17 protein-coding genes are annotated in these 21,402 nt (G+C 73.1%); 10 read left to right on the plus strand and 7 right to left on the minus strand.

All coding sequences use genetic code 11. The features are described 5' to 3' along the window. Nucleotides 1–2 precede the first annotated feature (2 nt). A complete protein-coding gene (locus OC439_RS15455) occupies nt 3–1,505 on the minus strand; it encodes an aldehyde dehydrogenase family protein (protein WP_262014018.1) in 1,503 nt (500 codons plus the stop codon). Between the two features lie 218 nt (nt 1,506–1,723). On the opposite strand from OC439_RS15455, the gene OC439_RS15460 reads away from it, so the two are divergent. The 7 genes from OC439_RS15460 (at nt 1,724) to OC439_RS15490 (ending at nt 8,680) form a co-directional block, all read left to right on the plus strand. Then, complete coding sequence (locus OC439_RS15460; protein WP_262014019.1) at nt 1,724–2,170, plus strand: FHA domain-containing protein; 447 nt, start codon at nt 1,724–1,726, stop codon at nt 2,168–2,170. Nucleotides 2,171–2,775: 605 nt separating this feature from the next. Continuing rightward, entirely contained in the window at nt 2,776–3,840 is a 1,065-nt protein-coding gene (locus OC439_RS15465) for an alpha/beta hydrolase (protein ID WP_262014020.1), read from the plus strand. Nucleotides 3,841–3,963: 123 nt separating this feature from the next. Continuing rightward, complete coding sequence (locus OC439_RS15470) at nt 3,964–5,754, plus strand: 3-hydroxyacyl-CoA dehydrogenase family protein (protein ID WP_262014021.1); 1,791 nt, start codon at nt 3,964–3,966, stop codon at nt 5,752–5,754. A gap of 41 nt (nt 5,755–5,795) precedes the next feature. Next, nucleotides 5,796–6,290 carry a SigE family RNA polymerase sigma factor gene (locus tag OC439_RS15475; protein ID WP_262014022.1) on the plus strand — a complete coding sequence of 165 codons (495 nt, stop codon included), beginning with the start codon at nt 5,796–5,798 and terminating at the stop codon, nt 6,288–6,290. After that, entirely contained in the window at nt 6,287–7,366 is a 1,080-nt protein-coding gene (locus OC439_RS15480; protein WP_262014023.1) for a hypothetical protein, read from the plus strand. Before OC439_RS15475 ends, OC439_RS15480 begins: the two co-directional genes overlap by 4 nt. Nucleotides 7,367–7,476: 110 nt before the next feature. Then, the gene (locus OC439_RS15485) at nt 7,477–7,803 is read left to right on the plus strand and encodes a hypothetical protein (protein WP_262014024.1); all 327 of its coding nucleotides are present in this window, start codon (nt 7,477–7,479) and stop codon (nt 7,801–7,803) included. 67 nt (nt 7,804–7,870) lie between these two features. After that, a complete protein-coding gene (locus tag OC439_RS15490) occupies nt 7,871–8,680 on the plus strand; it encodes an alpha/beta hydrolase (RefSeq protein ID WP_262014025.1) in 810 nt (269 codons plus the stop codon). Between the two features lie 4 nt (nt 8,681–8,684). On the opposite strand, the gene OC439_RS15495 is transcribed toward OC439_RS15490, so the two are convergent. From OC439_RS15495 to mce, 5 genes are all read right to left on the minus strand, one after another. Continuing rightward, nucleotides 8,685–9,782 (minus strand): AI-2E family transporter, encoded by a 1,098-nt coding sequence (locus tag OC439_RS15495; protein WP_262014147.1) that lies wholly within the window; start codon nt 9,780–9,782, stop codon nt 8,685–8,687. A 432-nt stretch (nt 9,783–10,214) separates the two neighbouring features. Further along, on the minus strand, nt 10,215–12,314 hold the full coding sequence (locus OC439_RS15500) for a hypothetical protein (RefSeq protein ID WP_262014026.1): 2,100 nt from the start codon (nt 12,312–12,314) through the stop codon (nt 10,215–10,217). A 172-nt stretch (nt 12,315–12,486) separates the two neighbouring features. Next, nucleotides 12,487–13,737, minus strand: coding sequence for a DivIVA domain-containing protein (locus OC439_RS15505; RefSeq protein ID WP_194800613.1), 1,251 nt, complete (start codon nt 13,735–13,737; stop codon nt 12,487–12,489). Nucleotides 13,738–14,000: 263 nt separating this feature from the next. Next, nucleotides 14,001–15,356: a crotonyl-CoA carboxylase/reductase gene (gene ccrA / locus OC439_RS15510; RefSeq protein WP_262014027.1), complete on the minus strand. Its 1,356-nt coding sequence runs from the start codon at nt 15,354–15,356 to the stop codon at nt 14,001–14,003. Between the two features lie 332 nt (nt 15,357–15,688). Continuing rightward, nucleotides 15,689–16,153 (minus strand): methylmalonyl-CoA epimerase, encoded by a 465-nt coding sequence (gene mce / locus OC439_RS15515; protein ID WP_262014028.1) that lies wholly within the window; start codon nt 16,151–16,153, stop codon nt 15,689–15,691. A gap of 62 nt (nt 16,154–16,215) precedes the next feature. Between mce and OC439_RS15520 the strand changes: the two genes are divergently transcribed. Together OC439_RS15520 and meaB are read left to right on the plus strand one after the other, a co-directional pair. Then, nucleotides 16,216–17,409: an acetyl-CoA C-acetyltransferase gene (locus tag OC439_RS15520; protein ID WP_120573447.1), complete on the plus strand. Its 1,194-nt coding sequence runs from the start codon at nt 16,216–16,218 to the stop codon at nt 17,407–17,409. Nucleotides 17,410–17,421: 12 nt separating this feature from the next. Then, nucleotides 17,422–18,423, plus strand: coding sequence for a methylmalonyl Co-A mutase-associated GTPase MeaB (gene meaB, locus OC439_RS15525; protein WP_387188182.1), 1,002 nt, complete (start codon nt 17,422–17,424; stop codon nt 18,421–18,423). A 38-nt stretch (nt 18,424–18,461) separates the two neighbouring features. On the opposite strand, the gene OC439_RS15530 is transcribed toward meaB, so the two are convergent. After that, nucleotides 18,462–19,106: a TetR/AcrR family transcriptional regulator gene (locus OC439_RS15530; protein ID WP_262014029.1), complete on the minus strand. Its 645-nt coding sequence runs from the start codon at nt 19,104–19,106 to the stop codon at nt 18,462–18,464. Between the two features lie 143 nt (nt 19,107–19,249). Here OC439_RS15530 and OC439_RS15535 point away from each other — a divergent pair, with 143 nt between their 5' ends. After that, nucleotides 19,250–21,388: an ABC transporter permease gene (locus OC439_RS15535; RefSeq protein ID WP_262014030.1), complete on the plus strand. Its 2,139-nt coding sequence runs from the start codon at nt 19,250–19,252 to the stop codon at nt 21,386–21,388. Nucleotides 21,389–21,402 lie beyond the last annotated feature (14 nt).

Below are 21,402 nucleotides of genomic sequence, written 5' to 3' on the forward strand. Positions count from 1 at the left end.
CCTCAGCGGCCCCGGCCGTACATCAGCTTGGCGATCTTGATGATCCGGGCGATGTCGGCCGGGGTGCGCTCGAACGTCATCGCCGGCAGCAGCGACCGGGCCCGGCGGCGGGTGACCGACTTGGGCCGGCCGAACTCGCGCAGCCCCTCCTCGCCGTGGATGCGGCCGAAGCCGGACTCGCCGGTGCCGCCGAACGGCAGCGTCGACATGCCGGCGAAGGTCAGCGCCGAGTTGACCGAGGCCATCCCGGAGCGCAGCCGCCGCGCGACCGCCACCGCCCGCGCCCGGCCGAAGACCGAACCCCCGAGCCCGTACGGCAGCGCGTTGGTCCGCTCGACCGCCTCGTCCACGTCCCGGACGCGGTTGACCACGAGCGTCGGGCCGAACGTCTCCTCCCGCACGGCGGCCGAGTCCTCCGGCACGTCGACCAGCACCGTCGGGTGCACGTACGGCGGCTGGACCGCCTCCGGGCCGCCCAGCACCGCCCGGCCGCCCCGGTCGATCGCGTCGTCGATGTGCCGGCGGATGACGTCGATCTGCGACGGCATGGTGATCGGGCCGAGGTCGGAGCCGTCGGCGCCCACGGTGAGCCGCCCGGCCTTCGCCACCACCTTCTCCACGAAGGCGTCGAAGACCTGGTCGACCGCGTAGACCCGCTCGATGCCGATGCACGTCTGGCCGGCGTTCGTCATCCCGCCCCACACGCACGCGTCGGCGGCGGCGTCCAGGTCGGCGTCGCTGTCCACGATCATCGCGTCCTTGCCGCCGGCCTCCAGCAGCACCGGCGTGAGCGTCTCGGCGCAGGCGGCCATCACCCGCTTCGCGGTGGCGGTCGAGCCGGTGAACGCGACCTTGCCGACCCCGGAGCGGCACAGCGCCGCGCCGACCGCGCCGAAGCCGTGCACCACCTGGAACACCGGCTGCTCCGGCACCACCTCGGCGAACCTGTCGACCAGCCACTGGCCGACGGCCGGGGTGTACTCGCTGGGCTTGAACACCACCGCGTTGCCGGCGGCGAGCGCGTACGCGGCGGAGCCGATCGGGGTGAAGACCGGGTAGTTCCACGGGCCGATCACGCCGATCACGCCGTACGGCTGGTATTCGAGGTGACCGCTGAACTCGGCGAGGACCAGGCGGGAGCGGACCCGGCGCGGCCCGAGCACCCGCTGCGCGTTGCGGGCCGCCCAGTCGATGTGCTCCAGCGCGGTGAGGATCTCCACCACCGCGTCACCGACCGGCTTGCCGCCCTCGGTGTGCATCAGGTCGGCCAGTTCCTCGATCCGCCGGGCGAGCACGCCGCGCCAGCGCTGGAGGCGGTCGCGCCGGCCGGCGAAGCCGAGCCCGGCCCACCAGTCACCGGCCGCCCGGGCGCGGTCGACGGCGGCGCGCACGTCCGCCTCGGTGGCCAGCGGAAATCGGCCCGCCTCGGCGCCGGTGGCCGGGCTGGTCGACACCAATTGACCCTCGGAGATGAGCGGGGCGCCCGGCACATGTACAGCGGTCATGGCCGAAGTCTAGACCCGAGGATTACTCGCCGGTAGGTGTCGAACGCGCCGTACGCTGCGCGGACGATCAGCCGTCGCATCGACGGAGGTGCCGTCCGAAACGGCGAACGGGAGATGACCGGCCGGGGTCGCGGGGGTGACCGCGCGGTGGTGCAAGCCACTACGGTGAGGTGGCAGGCTGACGCCGCGGGGCGATGTGGGGTGGAGGTCGACTGTCCATGGAGGAGCATCCTGAGCTGATGCCGTTGCTGACGGTGTCGGGCGGGGCGATGCGGGGGCTCACGTTCCGGGTCGGCCAGGAGGCGCAGGTGATCGGCCGGGCGCCGACCGCCGACATCGTGCTCGCCGACCCGCATCTGAGCCGGCGGCACGCCACCGTCCGGGCCACCCCGGAGGGGGTGCTGCTCACCGACCTCGGCTCGACGAACGGCACCTGGCTCAACGACACCCGGGTAACCGGCAGCGTGGCGATCGCCGACGGCGACGTGGTCCGGCTCGGCCGCACCGATCTGCGCCTCTACGACCCGGGGGTGGCTCGCACCGACCCGGTCGGGATGAGCTTCGGCGCGATGCGCCGCGACCAGCGCCCCACAGTGCCGCTGCCCGTCCCCGGGCCGCGCCAGCCGATCGAGGCGTGCGTGGCGCAGCCGGCCGACGTCAGCTAGCGGCCCCGGCCGTCGCTGGCCCTCGAGGCCGCTGACTCCCGGCACCCGCCCGTTGGGCCCTCCACGGCCGCTGAGTGCCGGCACCCGTTGGGCCGTCGAGGCCATGCGAACCCTCGACGGCCGCTGATTCCCGGTGCTCGCTGAGCCCTCGCGTCCGCGCTGACCCCGGCCTCGCGCCGGCCCGCGCGCTCAGCCCGCGCGCTCAGCCCGGCGGTGCCTGAGCGCGCGCCCCGCCACCCGCCCGCCTTCCCGGCGCCCCTCCCCGGCCCGCCCACTCACGGTGATCAAGGAGTTTGGGTACGGGAAGGGCTCCTTCGGTGACACAAACTCCTTGATCGCCGCTGCCGATGGGCCGCCGGTGTGGTCGCCGACGGACCGGCGACGGGGCCGGCGGACGGGTGGGCTGGGCGGGGTTGGCGCTCCCAGGTCTCGTCGATCATGAAGTTGGCGGCGTTCTGCGTCCGATTTGTCGCCGCCAACTTCATGATCGACGCGGTGAAGGGAGGGGGAGGGCGGGGCGGCGGGGGTGTGGGCCACGTGCGCGTCGGGCGGTGTGTCTGTGGGGCACATGGACCGGGGGTGGGGGCGCGTGCCAGCATGCGCGGATGCGCAGCGCACGGCACATGGTCCAGGCCAACGGCATCACCCAGGCGGTCCGCGTGGCCGGTCCACCGGACGGCGTACCGGTCCTGCTGGTGCACGGCAACGTCTCCTCCTCCGCGTTCTGGGAACCGCTGCTGGCCCGGCTGCCGGAGACGCTGCGGGTGGTCGCCCCCGACCTGCGCGGCTACGGCGAGACCGACACCGCGCCGGTCGACGCCAGCCGAGGTCTGGACGACTTCGCCGACGACGTGGCCGCGCTGCTGGACGCCCCGGGGCTGTTCGCGCCCGGCGCCCGGCCGGTGGTGGCCGGGCACTCGCTGGGCGGCGGCGTGGCGATGCGGCTGCTCGTCGGCCAGCCCGATCGGGTGGCGGGGCTGCTGCTGGAGGCGCCGGTGTCCCCGTACGGCTTCGGCGGCACCCGGGACCTCGACGGCACCCCCACCACGTCCGACTTCGCCGGCACCGGCGCGGGCGGCGCGAACCCCGACTTCGTGGCCCGGCTCGCCGCCGGTGACCGGAGCGCCGACGGCCCGACCAGCCCGCGGGCGGTGCTGCGTGCCGCGTACGTGGCCGACCCGGCCTCCCTCGGCGACGACGAGGACCTGCTGCTGGAGAGCATGCTGACCACCGCCACCGGCGACGACAACTACCCGGGCACCGCTGTCGCCTCGCCGCACTGGCCGGGGACCGCCGCCGGGCCGCGCGGCGTCCTCAACGCGCTGGCCCCGGCCCACTTCCGGCTCGCCGACGAGCTCGTCGCCGTGCCGGTCAAGCCGCCGGTGACCTGGGTACGCGGCGACGCCGACGTGATCGTCTCGGACACCTCGCTGTTCGACCTGGCGTACCTCGGCAGGCTCGGTGTGGTGCCCGGCTGGCCCGGCGACGGGGAGTGCCCGCCGCAGCCGATGGTGGGGCAGACTCGCGCGGTGCTGGACCGGTACGCGGCGGCCGGCGGGACGTACCGCGAGGTGCTGCTGCCCGGCTGCGGGCACAGCCCGCACCTGGAGCGACCGGCGGAGTTCGTCGCCGAACTACTGGCGCTGGCCGGGGAGAACGCCACCGGGTGAGGCGCGGTGCGTGAAATATCCCACGGCGTCTCGACAACACAGCGTCACGTGGCAGACTCCGGCGCATAACCTTAGCGGCCGTTCATGTCGCGGACGGCGGAGTCGAGCCAGGGGAGGCCGGTCGTGGCGCGGGAGTTCACCAGGGTGGGCGTGGTGGGTCTGGGCACCATGGGTGCCGGCATCGTGGAGGTGTTCGCCCGCAACGGCGTCGACGTCACAGCCGTCGAGATCTCCGACGCGGCGCTGGAGCGCGGCCGGGTCACGCTGACCGGCTCCACCGACCGGGCCGTCGCCAAGGGCAAGCTCGCCGAGGCCGAGCGGGACGCCCTGCTCGCGCGCGTCGACTTCCGGGTCGGCCTGGACGCGCTGCACGACGTGGACCTGGTGATCGAGGCGGTGCCCGAGCACCTGGACCTCAAGCAGCGGATCTTCGCCGAGCTGGACCGGGTCTGCAAGCCCGAGGCGATCCTCGCCACCAACACGTCCTCGCTGAGCGTCACCGAGATCTCCGTCGCCACCACCCGGCCCAACCAGGTCATCGGCATCCACTTCTTCAACCCGGCCCCGGTGATGAAGCTGGTCGAGGTGGTCCGCACGGTGGTCACCTCCGCCGACGTGGTCGCCGACGTGGAGGCGCTCTGCGAGCGGCTCGGCAAGGTCGACGTGACGATCAGCGACCGGGCCGGGTTCATCGCCAACGCGCTGCTGTTCGGCTACCTGAACCACGCGGTCGGCATGTTCGAGGCCCGGTACGCCACCCGCGAGGACATCGACGCCGCCATGAAGCTCGGCTGCGGCCTGCCGATGGGCCCGCTGGCGCTGATGGACCTGATCGGCCTGGACACCGCGTACGAGATCCTCGACACCATGTACCGGCGCGGCGGCCGGGACCGGCGGCACGCCCCGGCCCCGCTGCTCAAGCAGATGGTCACCGCCGGGCTGCTCGGCCGGAAGTCCGGTCGCGGCTTCTACACCTACGAGCGGCCGGGCTCGCCGAAGGTCGTACCCGACGAGTACACGCCGCTCGCCGCGGACGCCGCGCTCGCCGACGGCGCCCGCGCCATCGCGAAGGTCGGCGTGGTCGGCTCCGGCACCATGGCCACCGGCATCATCGAGGTGTTCGCCAAGGCCGGCTACGAGGTCATCTCGGTGACCCGGGGCGCGGAGAAGTCCGCGAAGGTCTGCGAGGCGGTGAAGACCTCGCTGAACAAGGGCGTGGTACGCGGCAAGCTCAGCGAGACCGACCGGGACGAGGCGCTCGGCCGGATCACCTGGTCCGCGACGCTGGAGCACCTGGCCGACGTCGACCTGGTGGTCGAGGCCGTGATCGAGGAGCTGAGCGTCAAGAAGGCGCTGTTCGCCAGCCTCGACGAGATCTGCAAGCCCGGCGTCGTGCTCGCCACCACCACCTCGTCGCTGCCGGTGATCGACGTGGCGATGGCGACCCAGCGCCCCGCCGACGTGGTCGGCCTGCACTTCTTCAACCCGGCGCCGATCATGCCGCTGGTGGAGATCGTGCAGACCATCCGCACCTCCGCCGAGACGTCGGCCACCGCCCGCGCGGTCTGCGCGAAGCTCGGCAAGACCGGCGTGGTCTGCGGCGACCGGTCCGGCTTCATCGTCAACGCGCTGCTGTTCCCGTACCTGAACGACGCGGTGAAGATGCTGGAGGCCAGCTACTCGACCGCCGACGACATCGACTACGCGATGAAGCTCGGCTGCGGCTACCCGATGGGCCCGTTCGAGCTGCTCGACGTGGTCGGCCTGGACGTCTCGCTGGCCATCCAGCGGGAGCTGTACCTGGAACTGCGCGAGCCCGGCTTCGCCCCGGCGCCGCTGCTGGAGCACCTGGTCACGGCCGGCTATCTGGGACGCAAGTCCGGCCGCGGGTTCCGCGACCACACCCGGCGCTGACCGCTGTCAACAGCCGGGCCCGGTGACGGCGTCTTCGGGGTGTGACCTTCGAGGAGTACGTCGGCAGCCGCGGCCCGGCTCTGTTGCGTCTGGCCCGGCTGCTGACCGGCGACGCGCACCGCGCCGAGGACCTGACCCAGGACGTGCTGGCGCGCGCGTACGTGCACTGGCGGAAGATCGCCCGGGTCGACCGGCCCGACGTGTACGTGCGCCGGATGCTCGTCAACGCGAACACGTCCTGGTGGCGGCGGCGGTCCAGCCGCGAGCTGGCGGTGGACACGTTCGCCGACCGGCCCGAACGCGGAGACCTGAGCGGCGAGGCGGCTGACCGGGACGAGATGTGGGGGCTGATCCGCGCCCTCCCGGACCGCCAGCGCGCCGTGCTGGTGCTGCGCTACTACGAGGACCTGGACGACGCCACGATCGCCCAGATCCTCGACTGCTCCCCGGTCACCGTCCGCACCCACGCGATGCGGGCGCTCGCCCACCTCCGGGAGCGCTGCGGCGTCCCGATGACCAAGGGGAGCCGGCCGTGACCGACCTCGACCAGCGAATCGTCTCGGTGTTGCGGGAGCACGCCGAGGGCGAGACAGACACCGGACGCCTGCTGCGTCGCTCCCGCGCGCTCGGCCGGCGCCGGCAGGTACGCCGCCGACTCACCGCCGGCACCGCGCTCGCCCTGGTCGGCGTGCTCGGCTTCACCGGCGCGATACGCGCGGACGTGGGCGGGCTGGCCGGGCGGATGCCCTGGACGGCTGCAACCCCGGAGGCGGCGCCACCGCCGGTGCCGCCGCTCGCCGACGGGGTGCCCGGGGCGCTTCAGCGTCCCGATCTGGTGGGTACCGACCCGCAGGTGCTGCACCTAGGCGTCGACACCACCCGGGCCCGCTATCTGGGCTGGTCCGTCCACAGCTCCAACCTGGTCGAGTCGATCCGGTTCAGCGTCGGTGACGGACACCCGGTCCTGCTCGAGGTCAGCCCGGTGGCGAAGACCCTCGACGACACCTCGATCGAAGGCTTCCCGGTGCAGGCCGTCAGCGGCCGGCTGACCTTCGACGGTGGCGTGCTGCGCGTCGCCGGTACGGACGGTCTGGTCAAGTCGTGGCAGCCCTTCCCCGGCCTCTACGCCCGCGCGGCCACGCTTCGCGGTGACGTAGCCGCCTTGGACCGGGTGGCCGGACTGGTGCGCTGGGACGAAGCCCGGCGATGCACCGGGCCGGTCCGACCGACCACGTTGCCGGCGAACGCGGCGGTGACGGGATGCTCGGTGGACGCGGCCGCCTTCCCGAAGGGCCTCACGGTTCAGCTCACCGTCTTCCGGGCACCCTCTTCGAACATGTGGATGAAGCTGGTCTACGGGGCGGAGATGGGGGAGGACACGGGCCGCGCCAGCAACCGCGACCTGGGTGGCCGTCCGGGCTTCCGGTATCCGGACGGCAACCGCCTGGAACTGCTCGGCCTGCCGAAGGTGCGGTTGACAGTCGACTTCGCCTGGCCTTTCCCCGGCTACGGACCCCCGGGCCAGGTGAACTTCACCGAGGCCGACGCGGCGACCGTGCTGGGCGGTGCGAAGGTGGCGAAGGACCTCACCCGTCCGCAGACCTGGCCCTGACCGGCTGGCATTCCTGGTACGGAACGGCCCGCCCATGGGTCGTTCCGTACCAAGATCGCCCCGGTTCGGGGCACCGGCAGTACGGTGGGGAGGGGCCGTAGGCTGGGATCGTGAGTCCCCGTCGAAATCGGGCCCGCCGGGAGGAGAACCCCGGCCTGGACGCCGAGCGTGCCCGCCACGGCGTGCCGACAGTGCAGCAGTGGCGCGACGGCGACTGGCAGATACGCGCGATCAGCGGCGGGGCATCGGTCAAGACGTACCGCTGTCCCGGCTGTGACCAGGAGATCCGCCCCGGCGTGGCGCACCTGGTGGCCTGGCCGGCCGACGACCGGGGTGACCTGACCGACCGCCGGCACTGGCACTCCGGCTGCTGGCGGGCCCGGGACCGGCGCGGGCCGAACCTCCAGCGCGGCCGGGGCGCCCCGCGCTACGGCTGAGCGATCTGGATCACCCGGTTCCCGTCCCACTGGGCGGCGGGGCCGCCGACGCGGGAGACTGGCAGGCGTGAGCACTCCGATTCGCGCGTCGTCGATCCTGCCCGGCCGCCGGGAGGACATCGAGCTGCACACCGCCGACGGGCTGACGCTCGTCGGCGAGCTGGCCCGGCCGCTGGACCGCGAACCGGCCGCCACACTCGTCTGCCTGCACCCGCTGCCCACACACGGCGGGATGATGGACAGCCACGTGTTCCGCAAGGCGGCCTGGCGGCTGCCCGCGCTGGCCGGCCTCGCCGTCCTCCGGTTCAACACCCGGGGCACCAGCAGCGTCCGCGGCACCAGCGAGGGGGCGTTCGACGGCGCGGTCGGCGAGCGGTTCGACGTGGCCGCCGCGATCGAGTACGCCGAGTTCCACGAGCTGCCGAACATCTGGCTGGTCGGGTGGTCGTTCGGCACCGACCTGGCGCTGAAGTACGGCTGCGACCCGGCGGTGGCCGGCGCGATCCTGCTCTCCCCGCCGCTGCGCTACTCCGCGCCGGAGGACCTGACGGTCTGGGCCGAGACGGGCAAGCCGCTCACCGCCCTGGTGCCCGAGTTCGACGACTACCTGCGCCCGGAGGAGGCCCGGGAGCGGTTCGCCGCCGTGCCGCAGGCCGAGGTGGTGGGCGTGGACGGCGCCAAGCACCTCTGGGTCGGCGACGCGGAGAAGGTGCTGGACGAGATCGTCCGGCGGGTCGCCCCGGGCGTACCGCTGCCGCTGCCGACCACCTGGGACGGCCCGATGGAGACCGGCGACGTCAGCGCGTACGCCGACCGCACGGTCGCCGCGTTCGCCGACACCCCGGTGCCCGGCCCGGCCCAGCGGCGGGCCGAGTAACCGGTCAGCGGGCGTCCTGGCGGGGTAGCACCACCTCGCGCAGGATCAGCTGCAACGCGGCCACCGTGGGGATCGCGATGAGCGCGCCCACCACGCCCAGCAGCGCCACCCCGAGCAGCGCGGCCAGCAACGCGGCCACCTCGTTGACCGACACCGCCCGGCGCATGATCTTCGGATAGATCAGGTAGTTCTCCACCTGCTGGTAGATCACGAAGAACACCAGGCAGGCGATGCCCACCGGCAGGTCCGTGGCGAGCCCGACGAGCGTCACCACCACCGCGCCCAGCGTCGCGCCGATCTGCGGGATCAGGTCGGTCACCGCGACCACCACGGCCAGGGCGAACGGGTACGGCAGACCGACCGCCAGCGCGAACACGAACGTGCTCACCCCGGCCAGCACCGCGATGGCGAGCGCGCCGACCATGTACGCGCCGACCCGGGTGAGGATCTCGTCGCCGATCAGCCGGACCCGCTCCCGGCGTGAGCGCGGCGCCAGCGCGTACCCGAGTTCGCGCAGCTTGTCGAAGTACGCCAGGAAGTAGATCGTCAGCACCAGCACGGTGAGCAGGCGGAAGACCGTCCCGAAGATCAGTTGCGCGCCGCCGAGCACCCCGCCGAGCGCCCGCCCGACGTTGTCCGCGTTCGCCGCCGCCTGGACCCGCTCCATCACGTCGTACCGGATCACCAGGTCGTTGACTGTGGGGTTGCGGCGCAGCTCCTCGACGTACCCGGGTAGCTGCTGGATGAACTGGCCGGACTGGGTCACCACGGGCGGCACCAGCGCCAGCAGCCCGGCGACGATCAGCAGCAGCAGGGTGAGCGTCACGACCGCCACCGCCAGGCCGCGCGGCACGCCCCACTTGCGCAGCCGGACCACCGCGGGGTGCAGGCCGACCGCGAGGAACAGCGCGATCACCACGAGCACCAGGATGCCGGCGGCGTTGCGGATGCCCAGGAACAACGCGTACGCGAGCAGCACGCCGAGCGCGCCGGTGAACCCGACCAGGAAGGCGCTGCGTTGCAGCGGGCGTCCCGGTACGCCGAAGCGCCCGCTCGGCTCGAACTCACCCGGCTCGACGTCGACGGGCCGCTCGCTGCTCACGCCGGTCCGCGCATGCTCCGCCGTGCGCGTCGTCTCACTCGCGGTGCCCGTGGTGTCGCTCGTGGGCTTCGCGCCGCCGGAGGTCTTCCCGTCCGCGGGCTCGTCGTCCCGGGCCGCGGAACCCTCCTGTGACACCCGTGCCTCCCCGCTGCCCGGCTCGCTCGCCGCTGACGTCCACGGCCGACGCACGGCCCTCTGCCCGCAGGGTAGTCGCCGCCGTCCGCCCCGACCATCCCGCCACCGCCACCCGCCGGGCCGTCTCGCCGGGCCGCCCTGGCGCGGGCCGCCCGCCAGTTCGGGGAGGTGGTGTGGTCCGGGTGGGTGGGATGCCGCCCCTTCGCCGACGTGGCGCTGGGCCCGCCAGCTCGGGGAAGTGGTGTGGTCCGGGTGGGGCGGATGCCACCACCTCCCCGATCCGGCGCGGCGGGTGGATCAGTCCTTGTCGACCGTCACCGTGCTGGGCTTGGCGCTGCGCTCGTCGGTGGTCGGCTTGGTCGGGCGCTTGCCGTTCTCGCCGGTGCTGGTGATCTTCGTCGGGGTGGCGCCCCGGCCGCCCTCGCCCGGTACGGCGGCCACAGTGGGCTCCCCGTCGACGCCCGCGCCGGCGGGGGAGTCCATCGTGGTCACCGGTTCGCCGACCGGCTTCGCCTTGCCCGCGTCGGCGGGCTCGCCGTCACCCTTGGCCGGCCCGGCGCCGTTGGGGACCGCGGTGGCGGTGCCCTTCGCGGCCACCGGCGCACCGCCGCCTGCCGGGGTGTCGCCGGGGCTCTCCGCGCCGCCGGTGACCGGCGTGCCCTCTCCCGCCGGCGTGCCGTCGCCGGTGGACCGGCCGACGGAGGCGGCGGTGGCGAGGTCGTCCGGGTCGACCGGGGTGGCCGCGATCCCGGCCGAGTCGGCGTCGCGCCGCAGGTCGGTGAGGCGGCGCTGCAGGTCGTCGGACTCCTGCCGCGACTTCCAGGTCTCGGTACGCAGGTCGGCCAGCTCCTGCTGGGCCTTGGCGATCTCCAGCATGACCCCGGCGAGCTGCTGCCGGCCGGCGGCCACCTCCTGCTGCGTGGCGGCCAGGTGCTGCTGCGTGGTGGCGAGGTGCTGCTGGGTGGTGGCCGCGTACTCCTCGAACTGGCGTCGCGAGGCCGCGACGTGCTCGTCGGCCTTGCGGCGCTGCGCGCCGGCGTCCGCCTCGGCGCGGCGCAGCAGCTCCGCGGCCTCCAACTCGGCCTGCTGCCGCATGCTCAGCGCGTCGGCCTCGGCGGCCTGCCGGACGTCGGCGGCGGTGCGCTCGATCTCGTCGCGCCGCGTCGTGTACGCCTGCTCCAGCTCCTCCTGCCGCTTGGCGTGCTGCTTGTCCAGCTCGTCGCGGCGCTTGGCGAACTCCTGCTCGGCGGCGGCCCGGCGCTGGGCCAGCTCCTTCTCCGCGCCGTCCCGCCGCTCCGCGACCTCCTTCTCCACCCCGGCCCGCCACGCGCCCAGCTCCTGCTGGGTCTGCGCGCGGGCCTGCTGCACGTACGCCTCGGTCTCGGTGCGCATGCGCTGCACGTACGCCTCGACCTCGGCGCGGTTGCGCTTGGCGGCCTCGGCGGCCTCGGTGGTGAGCCGGTTGGACTCGGTGCGGGCCCGGCCGCGGGTGGCCTTGGCGGCCTCCTCCGCGTCGTCCACGATCTTCTTGGCCTCGGCCAGCGCCTTGGCGTGCGTGGCCCGGCCGGCCTCGGCGGCGGCGTCGGTGAGCCGCTTGGCCTCCTGCTGGCCCTTGGCGTGCACCTCCTTGGCCGCCTCGCGGAGCTGGTTCGCCTCCTGCTGGGCCTTGGCCAGCGCCTCCTTGGCCGACTCCCGCAGCCGCGCGGCCTCCTGCTGCGCCCGGGAGTGGATCTCCTTGGCGGTGTCGCGGAGCTGGGTGGCCTCCTGCTGGGCCTTCGCCAGCGCGTCCTGGGCGGTCCGGCGCAGCTTCTCGGCCTCGTCCTGGGCTGCCGTCCGCAGCTTCGTCGACTCGTCCTGCGCGTCCTTGCGCAGCTTCGCCGACTCGTCCTTGGCGGCCTTCAGCGTGGCCTCGGCCTCGGCCTTGCGGGCGGCGGTGTGCCGCTCCTCCTCGGTCCGGCGGGCCGCAAGCGCGATCTCGAAGTCCTTGAGCGCCTGGTTGGCCTGCTCCCGGGCCTCCTCGACGATGTGCTCGGCGGCGGCGCGGCGGGCCTCGATCTCCTCGTTGGCGGCGGCCAGGATGTCGTCGGCCTGCTCTTCGGCCATGGTGAGGATCTGCTCGACGCGCGGACCCAGGTGCCGGAACGACGCCCGGTCCACCACCGCCGCCTGCTTGCGCACCTGGGCCAGGTCGCGCTGGAGCACCTCGACCTGACCGGCCAGCTTGTGGATCTGGGTGTATGCCTGTTCCCGCTCGGTGGTCAACGCCGCGATCTCGTGCTCCGCGCGAGCGACGTAGCGGTCGACCTGCCGTTTCTCGTATCCCCGCAGGGCGGACTCGAAGCTGGGCTCCGTCGTCACGTCCCCGCCGAGCGCGAACAGTTCCTCGCCGTGCGACATGCCCCCATCCTCACACGCATCCGGCTCTGCTGGGGCGATACGGACGCCCCTTCTGGGAGCTACTTCACCCTCCTGGCGAAACGGGCCGCACAAGCATGACGGCGCGGGGCGACACCGGTCACCCGGCGTCACCCCGCGCCGTGGCTCATGCCCCCGACAGCGGGTGTAACGGTCAGCCGGCCGACTCGGCCGTCACCTTCTGCGCGGCGGCGTCGCCCTTCGGCGCCTCGGTCTTGCCGCCGGCCGGCACGCCCGGCACGATGCCGGCCAGGCCGGACAGCATCTGCCCGAGCTGCGAGGTGACCGCGTCCTTCTGACGGGTCAGGTCCTCGACCTCGCGGCGGGCCGCCTGCGTGGTCAGCTCGGCCTCGGTGCGGGCCTCGTTGAGCACCCGCTGCGCCTCGGCGCGCGCCTCGTTGAGCGTCTTGTCGGCCAGCGCCTTGGCCTTGTCGACGGTCTCGTTGGCGGTGCGCTCGGACTCGACCCGCCGGGCCTCGGCCCGCTGCTCGATCTCCTTGGCCCGCTCCTGCGCGGCGCGGGCGCGCTGCTCGGCCTCGTTCACCAGCTTCTGGGTCTGCGCGACCTGGGCGGCGTGCCGCTCCGACTCCTCGCGCTCGGCCTTCTCCCGCCGCTCGGCGAGCTGCAGCTCCAGGGCCTGCAGGTCCTTGTCGCGCTTGTCGCGCGCGTCGGTGAGCAGCTTGGTCGCCTCGGCCCGCTTCTCCTCGGCCTCCCGGGCGGCCTTGGCGCGCTGCTGGGTGATCTCCCGCTCGGCGGTGGCGCGCAGCGTGGCGACCTCGCGCTCGACCGTGGACTTCAGCTCGGCCACCTCGTGGGCGGTGACCGTACGCAGCTGCTTGGTCTCCCGGTCGGCGTCGGCGCGCAGCGTGTCGGCCTCGCGGCGGGCCTGCACGCGGACCTCGGCGGCCTCGCGCTCGGCGGCGGTACGGACGCTGCCGGCCTCGCGCTCGGCGGTGGCCTTCATGGCGGCGGCCTCGGCGCGGGCCTTGTCGGTGATCTCACGCGCCTCGAGGCGGGCGGCGGAGAGGATGCCCTCCGACTCGCGCTTGGCCTCGTTGCGGTGGTCGTTCGCCTGCTCCTCGGCCAGCCGCAGGATCTGCTCGACGCGAGTGCCCAGGCCGGAGAGCGTCGGCCGGCTGTTCTCCTCGAGCTGCTTGTTGGTCTCGGTGAGCTTCTGCTCCAGCGCGCTCTGGCGCTGCTCGGCCTGCCGCAGCCGGCGCTGGGCGTCGTTCATCCGCTGCTCGGCCTCGGCGCGGGCCTGCTCGGACTGGCTCAGGGCGGCGCTGAGGCGGCCGATGAAGTCGTCGACCTGGTTGGTGTTGTAACCACGCAGGCCAACGGTGAAATCGGGCTGTGAGTTCGCGTTATCGAAGAACGCAAGAGGGGAGGACTGCTGCTGGGGCATTGGGACATACTGGCAGACGCCCCAGGGTGGTTCGCAAGAGCGGTGGGCACCTTTCGCGTCCTGTTTACATGGTCAACTCGGTCGGCCGGTGAGACCGGACCAATTGGCGATCTTGGCAGCTCCCGGGCGGGTGGGGCGGGTCGGGCTTCTGCGGGGAAGGCGGCGCGAAAAGGGCCGCGGGTCGGTACCCGCGGCCCTTTGTGCGTACGCCGGTCGAATGGTGCCCGGCTCGGCCGGAAAGGCAATCCGGTGCGACCGTACGGTCAGTGACCGCGGAACCGGTTGATGGCGCTTTCGTGGCGCGAACGCATCTCGATGTCCCGGACGCCGAGCCCGTCGGCGGGGGCGAGGCACCGCACGCCGACCTTGCCCTGGTGCGCGTTGCGGTGCACCTCGTACGCGGCCTGGCCGGTCTGCTCCAGCGCGTACGTCTTCGACACGGTCGGGTGCACCTTGCCCAGCGCGACCAGCCGGTTGGCCTGCCACGCCTCGTGGTAGTTGGCGAAGTGGCTACCGACGATGCGCTTGAGGTGCATCCACAGGTAGCGGTTGTCGTACTGGTGGTTGAAGCCGCTGGTGGAGGCGCAGGTGACGATCGTGCCGCCCTTCTTGGCGACGTAGACGCTGGCGCCGAACGTCTCCCGGCCCGGGTGCTCGAAGACGATGTCCGGGTCCTCGCCGCCGGTCAGCTCGCGGATGCGCTCACCGAAGCGCCGCCACTCGTCCTGGTCCTGGGTGTGCTCGTCGGACCAGAACTTGAACCCCTCGGCGGTGCGGTCGATGACCAGCTCGGCGCCCATCTTGCGGCACAGCTCGGCCTTCTCCGGCGAGGAGACCACGCAGACCGGGATCGCGCCGCCGTTGAGCGCCATCTGGGTGGCGTAGCCGCCGAGGCCGCCGGAGGCGCCCCAGATCAGCACGACGTCGCCCTGCTTCATGTTCGCGCCGTGGTGCGAGACGAGCTGCCGGTACGCGGTGGAGTTGACCAGCCCCGGGCTGGCCGCCTCCTCCCAGCTCAGGTGGCGCGGCTTCGGCATCAGCTGGTTGGCCTTGACGATCGCCATCTCGGCCAGGCCGCCGAAGTTGGTCTCGAAGCCCCAGATCCGCTGCTGCGGGTCGAGCATCGTGTCGTCGTGGCCGGCGGAGTCCTCCAGCTCGACCGAGAGGCAGTGCGCGACCACCTCGTCGCCGGCCTTCCACTTGGTCACGCCCGGCCCGGTGCGCAGCACCACGCCCGCGGCGTCCGAGCCGACCACGTGGTACGGCAGGTCGTGGCGGCGGGTCAGCTCGGAGAGCCGGCCGTAGCGCTGGAGGAACTTGAAGGTGGGCAGCGGCTCGAAGATGCTCGTCCACACCGTGTTGTAGTTGATCGCGCTGGCCATCACCGCGACGAGCGCCTCACCCGGGCCCAGTTCGGGGGTGGGCACCTCCTGCACGTGCAGCGCCTTGCGCGGGTCCTTGTCGCGGGTGGCCATGCCCTCGAACATGCGGGTGTCCTCGGCACGCACCACCACGCCCCGGTAGCTCTCCGGCACGGGCAGGCCGGCGAGGCCGGCGAGCTCCCGCTCCGGCTGCGACGAACCCTCCGCCGCCATGATCGCTTCGAGGATGTCCTGCACGGTGACCTCCCGTTTGTCCGCACCCGCACGACGCGGGCAGGGGTGCTGCCATCGTCGGCGCCGGTGCGACGGGACCGCCATGTCGGCAATCGACACATTCGGCAACCGGTCGCCGCTGCTGTTCGGGCGGACGTTACTGAACGGTAGCTAAAGCGGGAACCCCTCTGTGAAAAACTGCATCCACCGATGCGTGGAGGTGTCCGTGGGAACGTGCAAGTGCGCACTGCCGCGCGCCTTCCCGCATGCCGGGAGGGGGCCGCGACCGGCCCCCTCCCTGCCGCGCGCCTTCCCGCATGCCGGGAGGGGGCCGCGACCGGCCCCCTCCGCGCGCGTCAGGCCGGCTGGACCAGCTCGATCAGCACGCCACCGGCGTCCTTGGGGTGCACGAAGTTGACCCGGGAGTCCGACGTGCCGCGCCGGGGTGCGTCGTAGAGCAGCCGGACGCCGCGCTCACGCAGCGCCGCGCAGGCCACGTCGATGTCCGCCACCGTGTACGCCACCTGCTGGATGCCGGGACCGCGCCTGTCCAGGAACTTGCCGATCGTGGTGTCCGGGGACAGCGGCGCGAGCAGCTGCACCATGCCGCCGGAGGCGTCCGGCCCGACCGCGAGCATCGCCTCGCGTACGCCCTGCTCGTCGTTGGTCTCGGTGTGCACGCAGCGCATCCCGAACGTGCGCTGGTAGAAGTCGATCGCGGCGTCCAGGTCGGCCACGGCGATCCCGACGTGGTCGATGCGGCGCAGGCCGATGTCTGTGACAAACTCGGCAGCGGGCTCGACGGGGGAGTTCTCAGCCATGACGCTAGTCTGACCGAACAATCGTTAAGGCGTACAGGTCGGCACCCCCTCGGAGGCAGGCAATGGCTTCGGTGATCGTCAGCGGCGCGCGGACCCCCATGGGGCGCCTGCTGGGCAACCTCAAGGACCTCCCCGCGACCAGGCTCGGTGGCATCGCGATCAAGGCGGCCCTGGAGCGCGCCGGCGTCGCGCCCGAGCAGGTCCAGTACGTGATCATGGGCCAGGTGCTCCAGGCCGGCGCCGGGCAGATCCCGGCCCGGCAGGCGGCCGTCGAGGCCGGCATCCCGATGTCCACCCCGGCGCTGACCATCAACAAGGTCTGCCTCTCCGGGCTGGACGCGATCGCGCTCGCCGACCAGCTCATCCGGGCCGGTGAGTTCGACGTCGTGGTGGCCGGTGGCATGGAGTCGATGACGAACGCCCCGCACCTGCTGCTCGGTCAGCGCTCCGGCTACAAGTACGGCGACGTGACGGTCAAGGACCACATGGCCCTCGACGGCCTCACCGACGCCTGGGACTGCTGCTCGATGGGCGAGTCCACCGAGCGCCACGGCGCGAAGCACGGCATCACCCGCGAGGAGCAGGACGCGTTCTCCGCGGCCAGCCACCAGCGTGCCGCCGCCGCGCAGAAGAACGGCCACTTCGGCGACGAGATCACCCCGGTGGTCATCCCGCAGCGCAAGGGCGACCCGCTGGTGATCAGCGAGGACGAGGGCATCCGTCCGGACACCACCGCCGAGTCGCTCGGCAAGCTGCGTCCCGCCTTCACCAAGGACGGCACCATCACCGCCGGCAGCTCCTCGCCGATCTCCGACGGCGCGGCCGCCGTGGTCGTGATGAGCAAGGCCAAGGCCAAGGAGCTGGGCCTGACCTGGCTGGCCGAGATCGGCGCCCACGGCAACGTGGCCGGCCCGGACAACTCCCTGCACTCGCAGCCGTCCAACGCGATCAACCACGCCCTGAAGAAGGGCGGCCTGAGCATCGAGGACCTCGACCTCATCGAGATCAACGAGGCGTTCGCTGCGGTGGGCATCCAGTCCACCCGTGACCTCGGCATCAGCCCCGACAAGGTCAACGTCAACGGCGGCGCGATCGCGCTCGGCCACCCGATCGGCATGTCCGGCGCCCGCCTCGTACTCACGCTCGCGATGGAGCTGAAGCGGCGCGGCGGCGGCACCGGCGCGGCGGCGCTCTGCGGCGGTGGCGGGCAGGGCGACGCGCTGATCATCCACGTGCCGAACGGCGCCGAGAGCTGATTGCTGATACCTGTGAACGATGCACAGAACGCCCCGGCGGCGGCCACCGGCCCGGTGCGCCGCAGCCGGGACGTACCCATGCTGGTGGAACGGGCCCGCGCGGGTGACCCCCGCGCGGTGGCCCGCCTGATCACCCTGGTCGAGTCCGGCGACGAGGTGCTGCCGCAGGTGGCGGCGGCGCTCGCGCCGTACGCCGGGCAGGCCCAGGTGGTCGGCCTGACCGGCTCGCCCGGCGTGGGCAAGTCGACCACCACGAACGAGCTGGTACGGGCGCTGCGGGCGCGCGGGCACCGGGTGGGCGTGCTGGCGATCGACCCGTCCAGCCCGTTCACCGGCGGCGCGATCCTCGGCGACCGGGTCCGGATGCAGGACCACGCGACCGACCCGGGCGTCTACATCCGCTCGATGTCCAGCCGGGGCCACCTGGGCGGGCTCTCCGCTGCCACGCCGCAGGCGGTGCGCGTGCTGGAGGGCGCGGGCTGCGACGTGGTGCTGGTCGAGACCGTCGGCGTCGGGCAGGCCGAGGTGGAGGTGGCCTCGCTGGCCGACACCACGCTGGTGCTGCTCGCGCCGGGCATGGGCGACGCGATCCAGGCCGTGAAGGCCGGCATCCTGGAGATCGCCGACGTCTTCGTGGTCAACAAGGCCGACCGGGACGGCGCGGACGCCACCGTCCGCGACATCCAGGGCATGATCGCGCTGGGCGAGCGCGGGCCGGGGGAGTGGCGACCGCAGGTGGTCCGCTCGATCGCCGCCCGTGCCGAGGGCATCGACGACATCGCCGCCGCGATCGACAAGCACCGCGACTGGCTGGAGCGCCACGGCGAGCTGCGCCGCCGCCGGGAGGCACGGGCCGCCGCCGAGATCGAGGCGATCGCGCTGGGCGTGCTGCGCGCCCGGATCGGCTCACTGCGCGACGGTACGCAGCTGCCGACGCTCGCGGCCAAGGTGGCCGAGGGCGCCATCGACCCGTACGCGGCGGCCGACGAGCTGCTGGCCCAGCTCGGTTCCTGAAGGCGCGGCCGCCGGGTTCGGCCGGCCCGCCTCCGGGCTCAGAGTTCCGCGTCGGTGAGCGGGTTGGCGGCTCCGGGCCGGCTGACCGGAGCCGCCAGCATGCCGGCGATGGCGTCGGCGAGGAAGTCGCCGACGTCCAGCCAGCGCGGGTCCTGCCCCTCCTGCTCGGCCCGGGCCTCGACCTCGGCGGTGGCGGTCATGACGATGCGGGCGATCAGCGCCGACCGGCCGGCCACCACTCCCCGGTCGAGGTGCGCCAGGCGCGACGCCAGCGACGCGCGGGCCGGCAGGTCGACGAAGGCCGACTCGAACGCCTCGCGCATCAGCACCCGCAGCGTCGGGTCGTGCAGGGCCTGGGCGAGGAAGCGGGCCCGCCAGCTCGGCCGGGGCAGGCTCGCGAGCACCGCCATGGACGGCTGTACGAGACTGCGCACGTCGCCGAGGACCGAGTCGGGCTGCTCGGGCATCGCCCGGCGGGGTTCGGCGAGGGCGTCCATGTGCCGGGCGACCAGTGCCCGGAGCAGGCCCTCCCGGCCGCCGAAGTAGTAGCGCACCGCCGAGTGGTTGGTGTTGCCGGCCACCTCGGCCACCCGGCGGTCGGAGACCTGGGCGATCCCCTCCTCGGCGAACAGGCGTTCGGCCGCGTCGAGCAGCGCGACGCGGGCTGCCTCCGACCGTGCCATGACCGCACCCCTCCTCGTGGACCGCGCGACTGTGGCGCAGGCCAAACCTAGTCGTTTCGTGGTCCGGCGCCGGCGTCACCTACACTACGTAAGTCAGTTGACTTACATTCTGGCCCGACGCGGCCGCGAACCCAGTCCGGAGCATGCCTGTGCCGTCCACCACCGACCCGGCGACCGCCGAGCCGAACGCCGCCGACCGCAAGGAACGGATCATCCGCTCGGTCGCCCTCTTCGTCATGCCGTTCCTCATGGTCACGATGATGTTCGCGACCTACGTGGCGACGATGCACTCCCCACACCCCCGGCAGATGCCGGTGGCGGTGGTCGGCAGCGGCGCCCAGGCGCAGGGCGTCGTCGACGCGCTCAACGCCGCCCCCGGCGAGCCGGTCGAGGCCCGGCTGGTGACGTCCCGGGACGCCGCGGTCGAGCTGCTGCGGGACCGGGAGATCAGCGGCGCGCTGCAACTCCCGGCCGCCGGGTCGGACCAGGCGACGATCTTCACGGCCTCGGCGGCCGGGGCCTCCGGCGCCGCCACCGCCCAGCAGCTTCTCGCCCCGGTCGCGGTGCAGCAGCAGTGGACGTCAACGGTCGAGGAGGTCGCGGCGCTGCCCGACGAGGACCGGGCCGGCATCGCCGTGCTGTTCGCCGCGATGGGCATGATGCTCGCCGGGTACGTGCCGCTGAGCCTGCTCCTGATGGCCACCCCCCACCTGCTGCGCCTGCGGCGGTTCGTCCCGCTGGTCGCCGGCTGGTCCGCGCTGACCAGCACGATCGTCTGGCTGATCCTCGGCCCGGTCGTCGGCGCGGTGGACGGCCACTACCTCACGTTCCTCGGCGTCGGCATGCTCGCCACCGCCGCCGTCGGTCTCGCCCAGCTTCTGTTCACCAAGCTGATGGGGCCGCTGGCGGTCCTGCTCGGGATGCTGCTCTTCGTCGTGTTCGGCATGCCCGCGTCGAACCTGGCGCTGCCGGTCCACACGATGCCCGGGTTCTTCCAGTTCCTGCACGGCGTACTGCCCCTGCCGGCGGCCGGCGAGGCGCTGCGGTCGGCGCTCTACTTCGGCGGCCGGGGCATCGGCGTCCACCTGCTGACGCTCGCCGCGTGGATCGTCGCCGCCGTGGCGCTCTGCCTGCTCAAGGAGCGCGGTGGGGCACCCATCCCGCAGGCGCCGCAGGTCGACGGCCCGGACACGCCGCTGCCCGCGCTGGCCGGCGGGCCGCCGCGGTCCAAGCGATTCCGGTACGCGACGGTCGCGGCGTTCCCGCTGAGCATCCTTGTCGTCGTGGTGGGCCTGATGAGCTTCTCCATGCACAAGCCGGAGCCCCACGACATCCCGGTCGCGGTGGTCGCCGCCGTCCCGGAGCAGGCCGAGCGGGCCGCCGCCGGGCTGCGGGCGGGCCTGAACGGCGTCGTCGACATCTCCGTGGCCGCGTCGGTGGACGAGGCCCGCGAGCGCATCCTCGCGCGTGACCTGGTCGCCGCGTACGTGCTGCCGTCCACGCCCGGTGGCGAGGCCACGCTGTACTCGTCCTCGGCCGCCGGGTCCAGCCAGCACACCATGGTCCAGACCATGTTCCAGCAGGTCGCGGCCGGGCAGCAGATGCCGCTGGCGGTCACCGACGTGTCGCCGCTGAGCGAGACCGACACGATGGGCAGCAACAGCCTGTACGTCGGCATGTCCTGGATCATGTCCGGCTTCCTGATGCTCGCGGTGCTCCGGGGCGGGGCGCCGCACATCCGGCGGCTGCGGCAGTTCCTGCCGATCCTCGGTGGCTGGGCGATCGGCATGTCCGCCTGGCTGTGGCTGCTGTTCGACGTGATCATCGGCGCGGTCAACGGGCACGCCCTGGAGATGATCGGCTTCGGCGCGGTCACCATCTTCGCCGTGTCACTGGTGACCGCCGTGTTCACCCGTACCTTCGGCCTCGCCGCGATCATCCCGATGATGGTGGTCCTGATGATGGCCGGCGTGCCCGCGTCCGGCGGCGGCCTGTCGGTCTACATGGTGCCGGAGTTCTTCCGGACGCTCCAGGGCGTCCTGCCGCTGCCCGCAGCGGTGGACACGGCCCGGTCACTCGTCTACTTCGGCGGGGTCGGCGTCGGACGGAACCTGGCCGTCGTGGCGGTCTGGGCGGCGGTCGGCCTGCTGCTCAACCTCGGTGTCGACCGCTGGCTCCGGCGTCGCGAGCAGGCAGCGGGCGGCGCCGGGCCGCACCCGGTGCCGGGCACCTCCGGCGGGCTGGACGGGATCGGCGAGCCGGCGCCGGCCGGGGCACGCTGAACCGGGCGGCCGTC

It is taken from the genome of Micromonospora sp. Mcm103 (genome assembly GCF_024519755.1).
Classification (GTDB): Bacteria; Actinomycetota; Actinomycetes; order Mycobacteriales; family Micromonosporaceae; genus Micromonospora; species Micromonospora aurantiaca.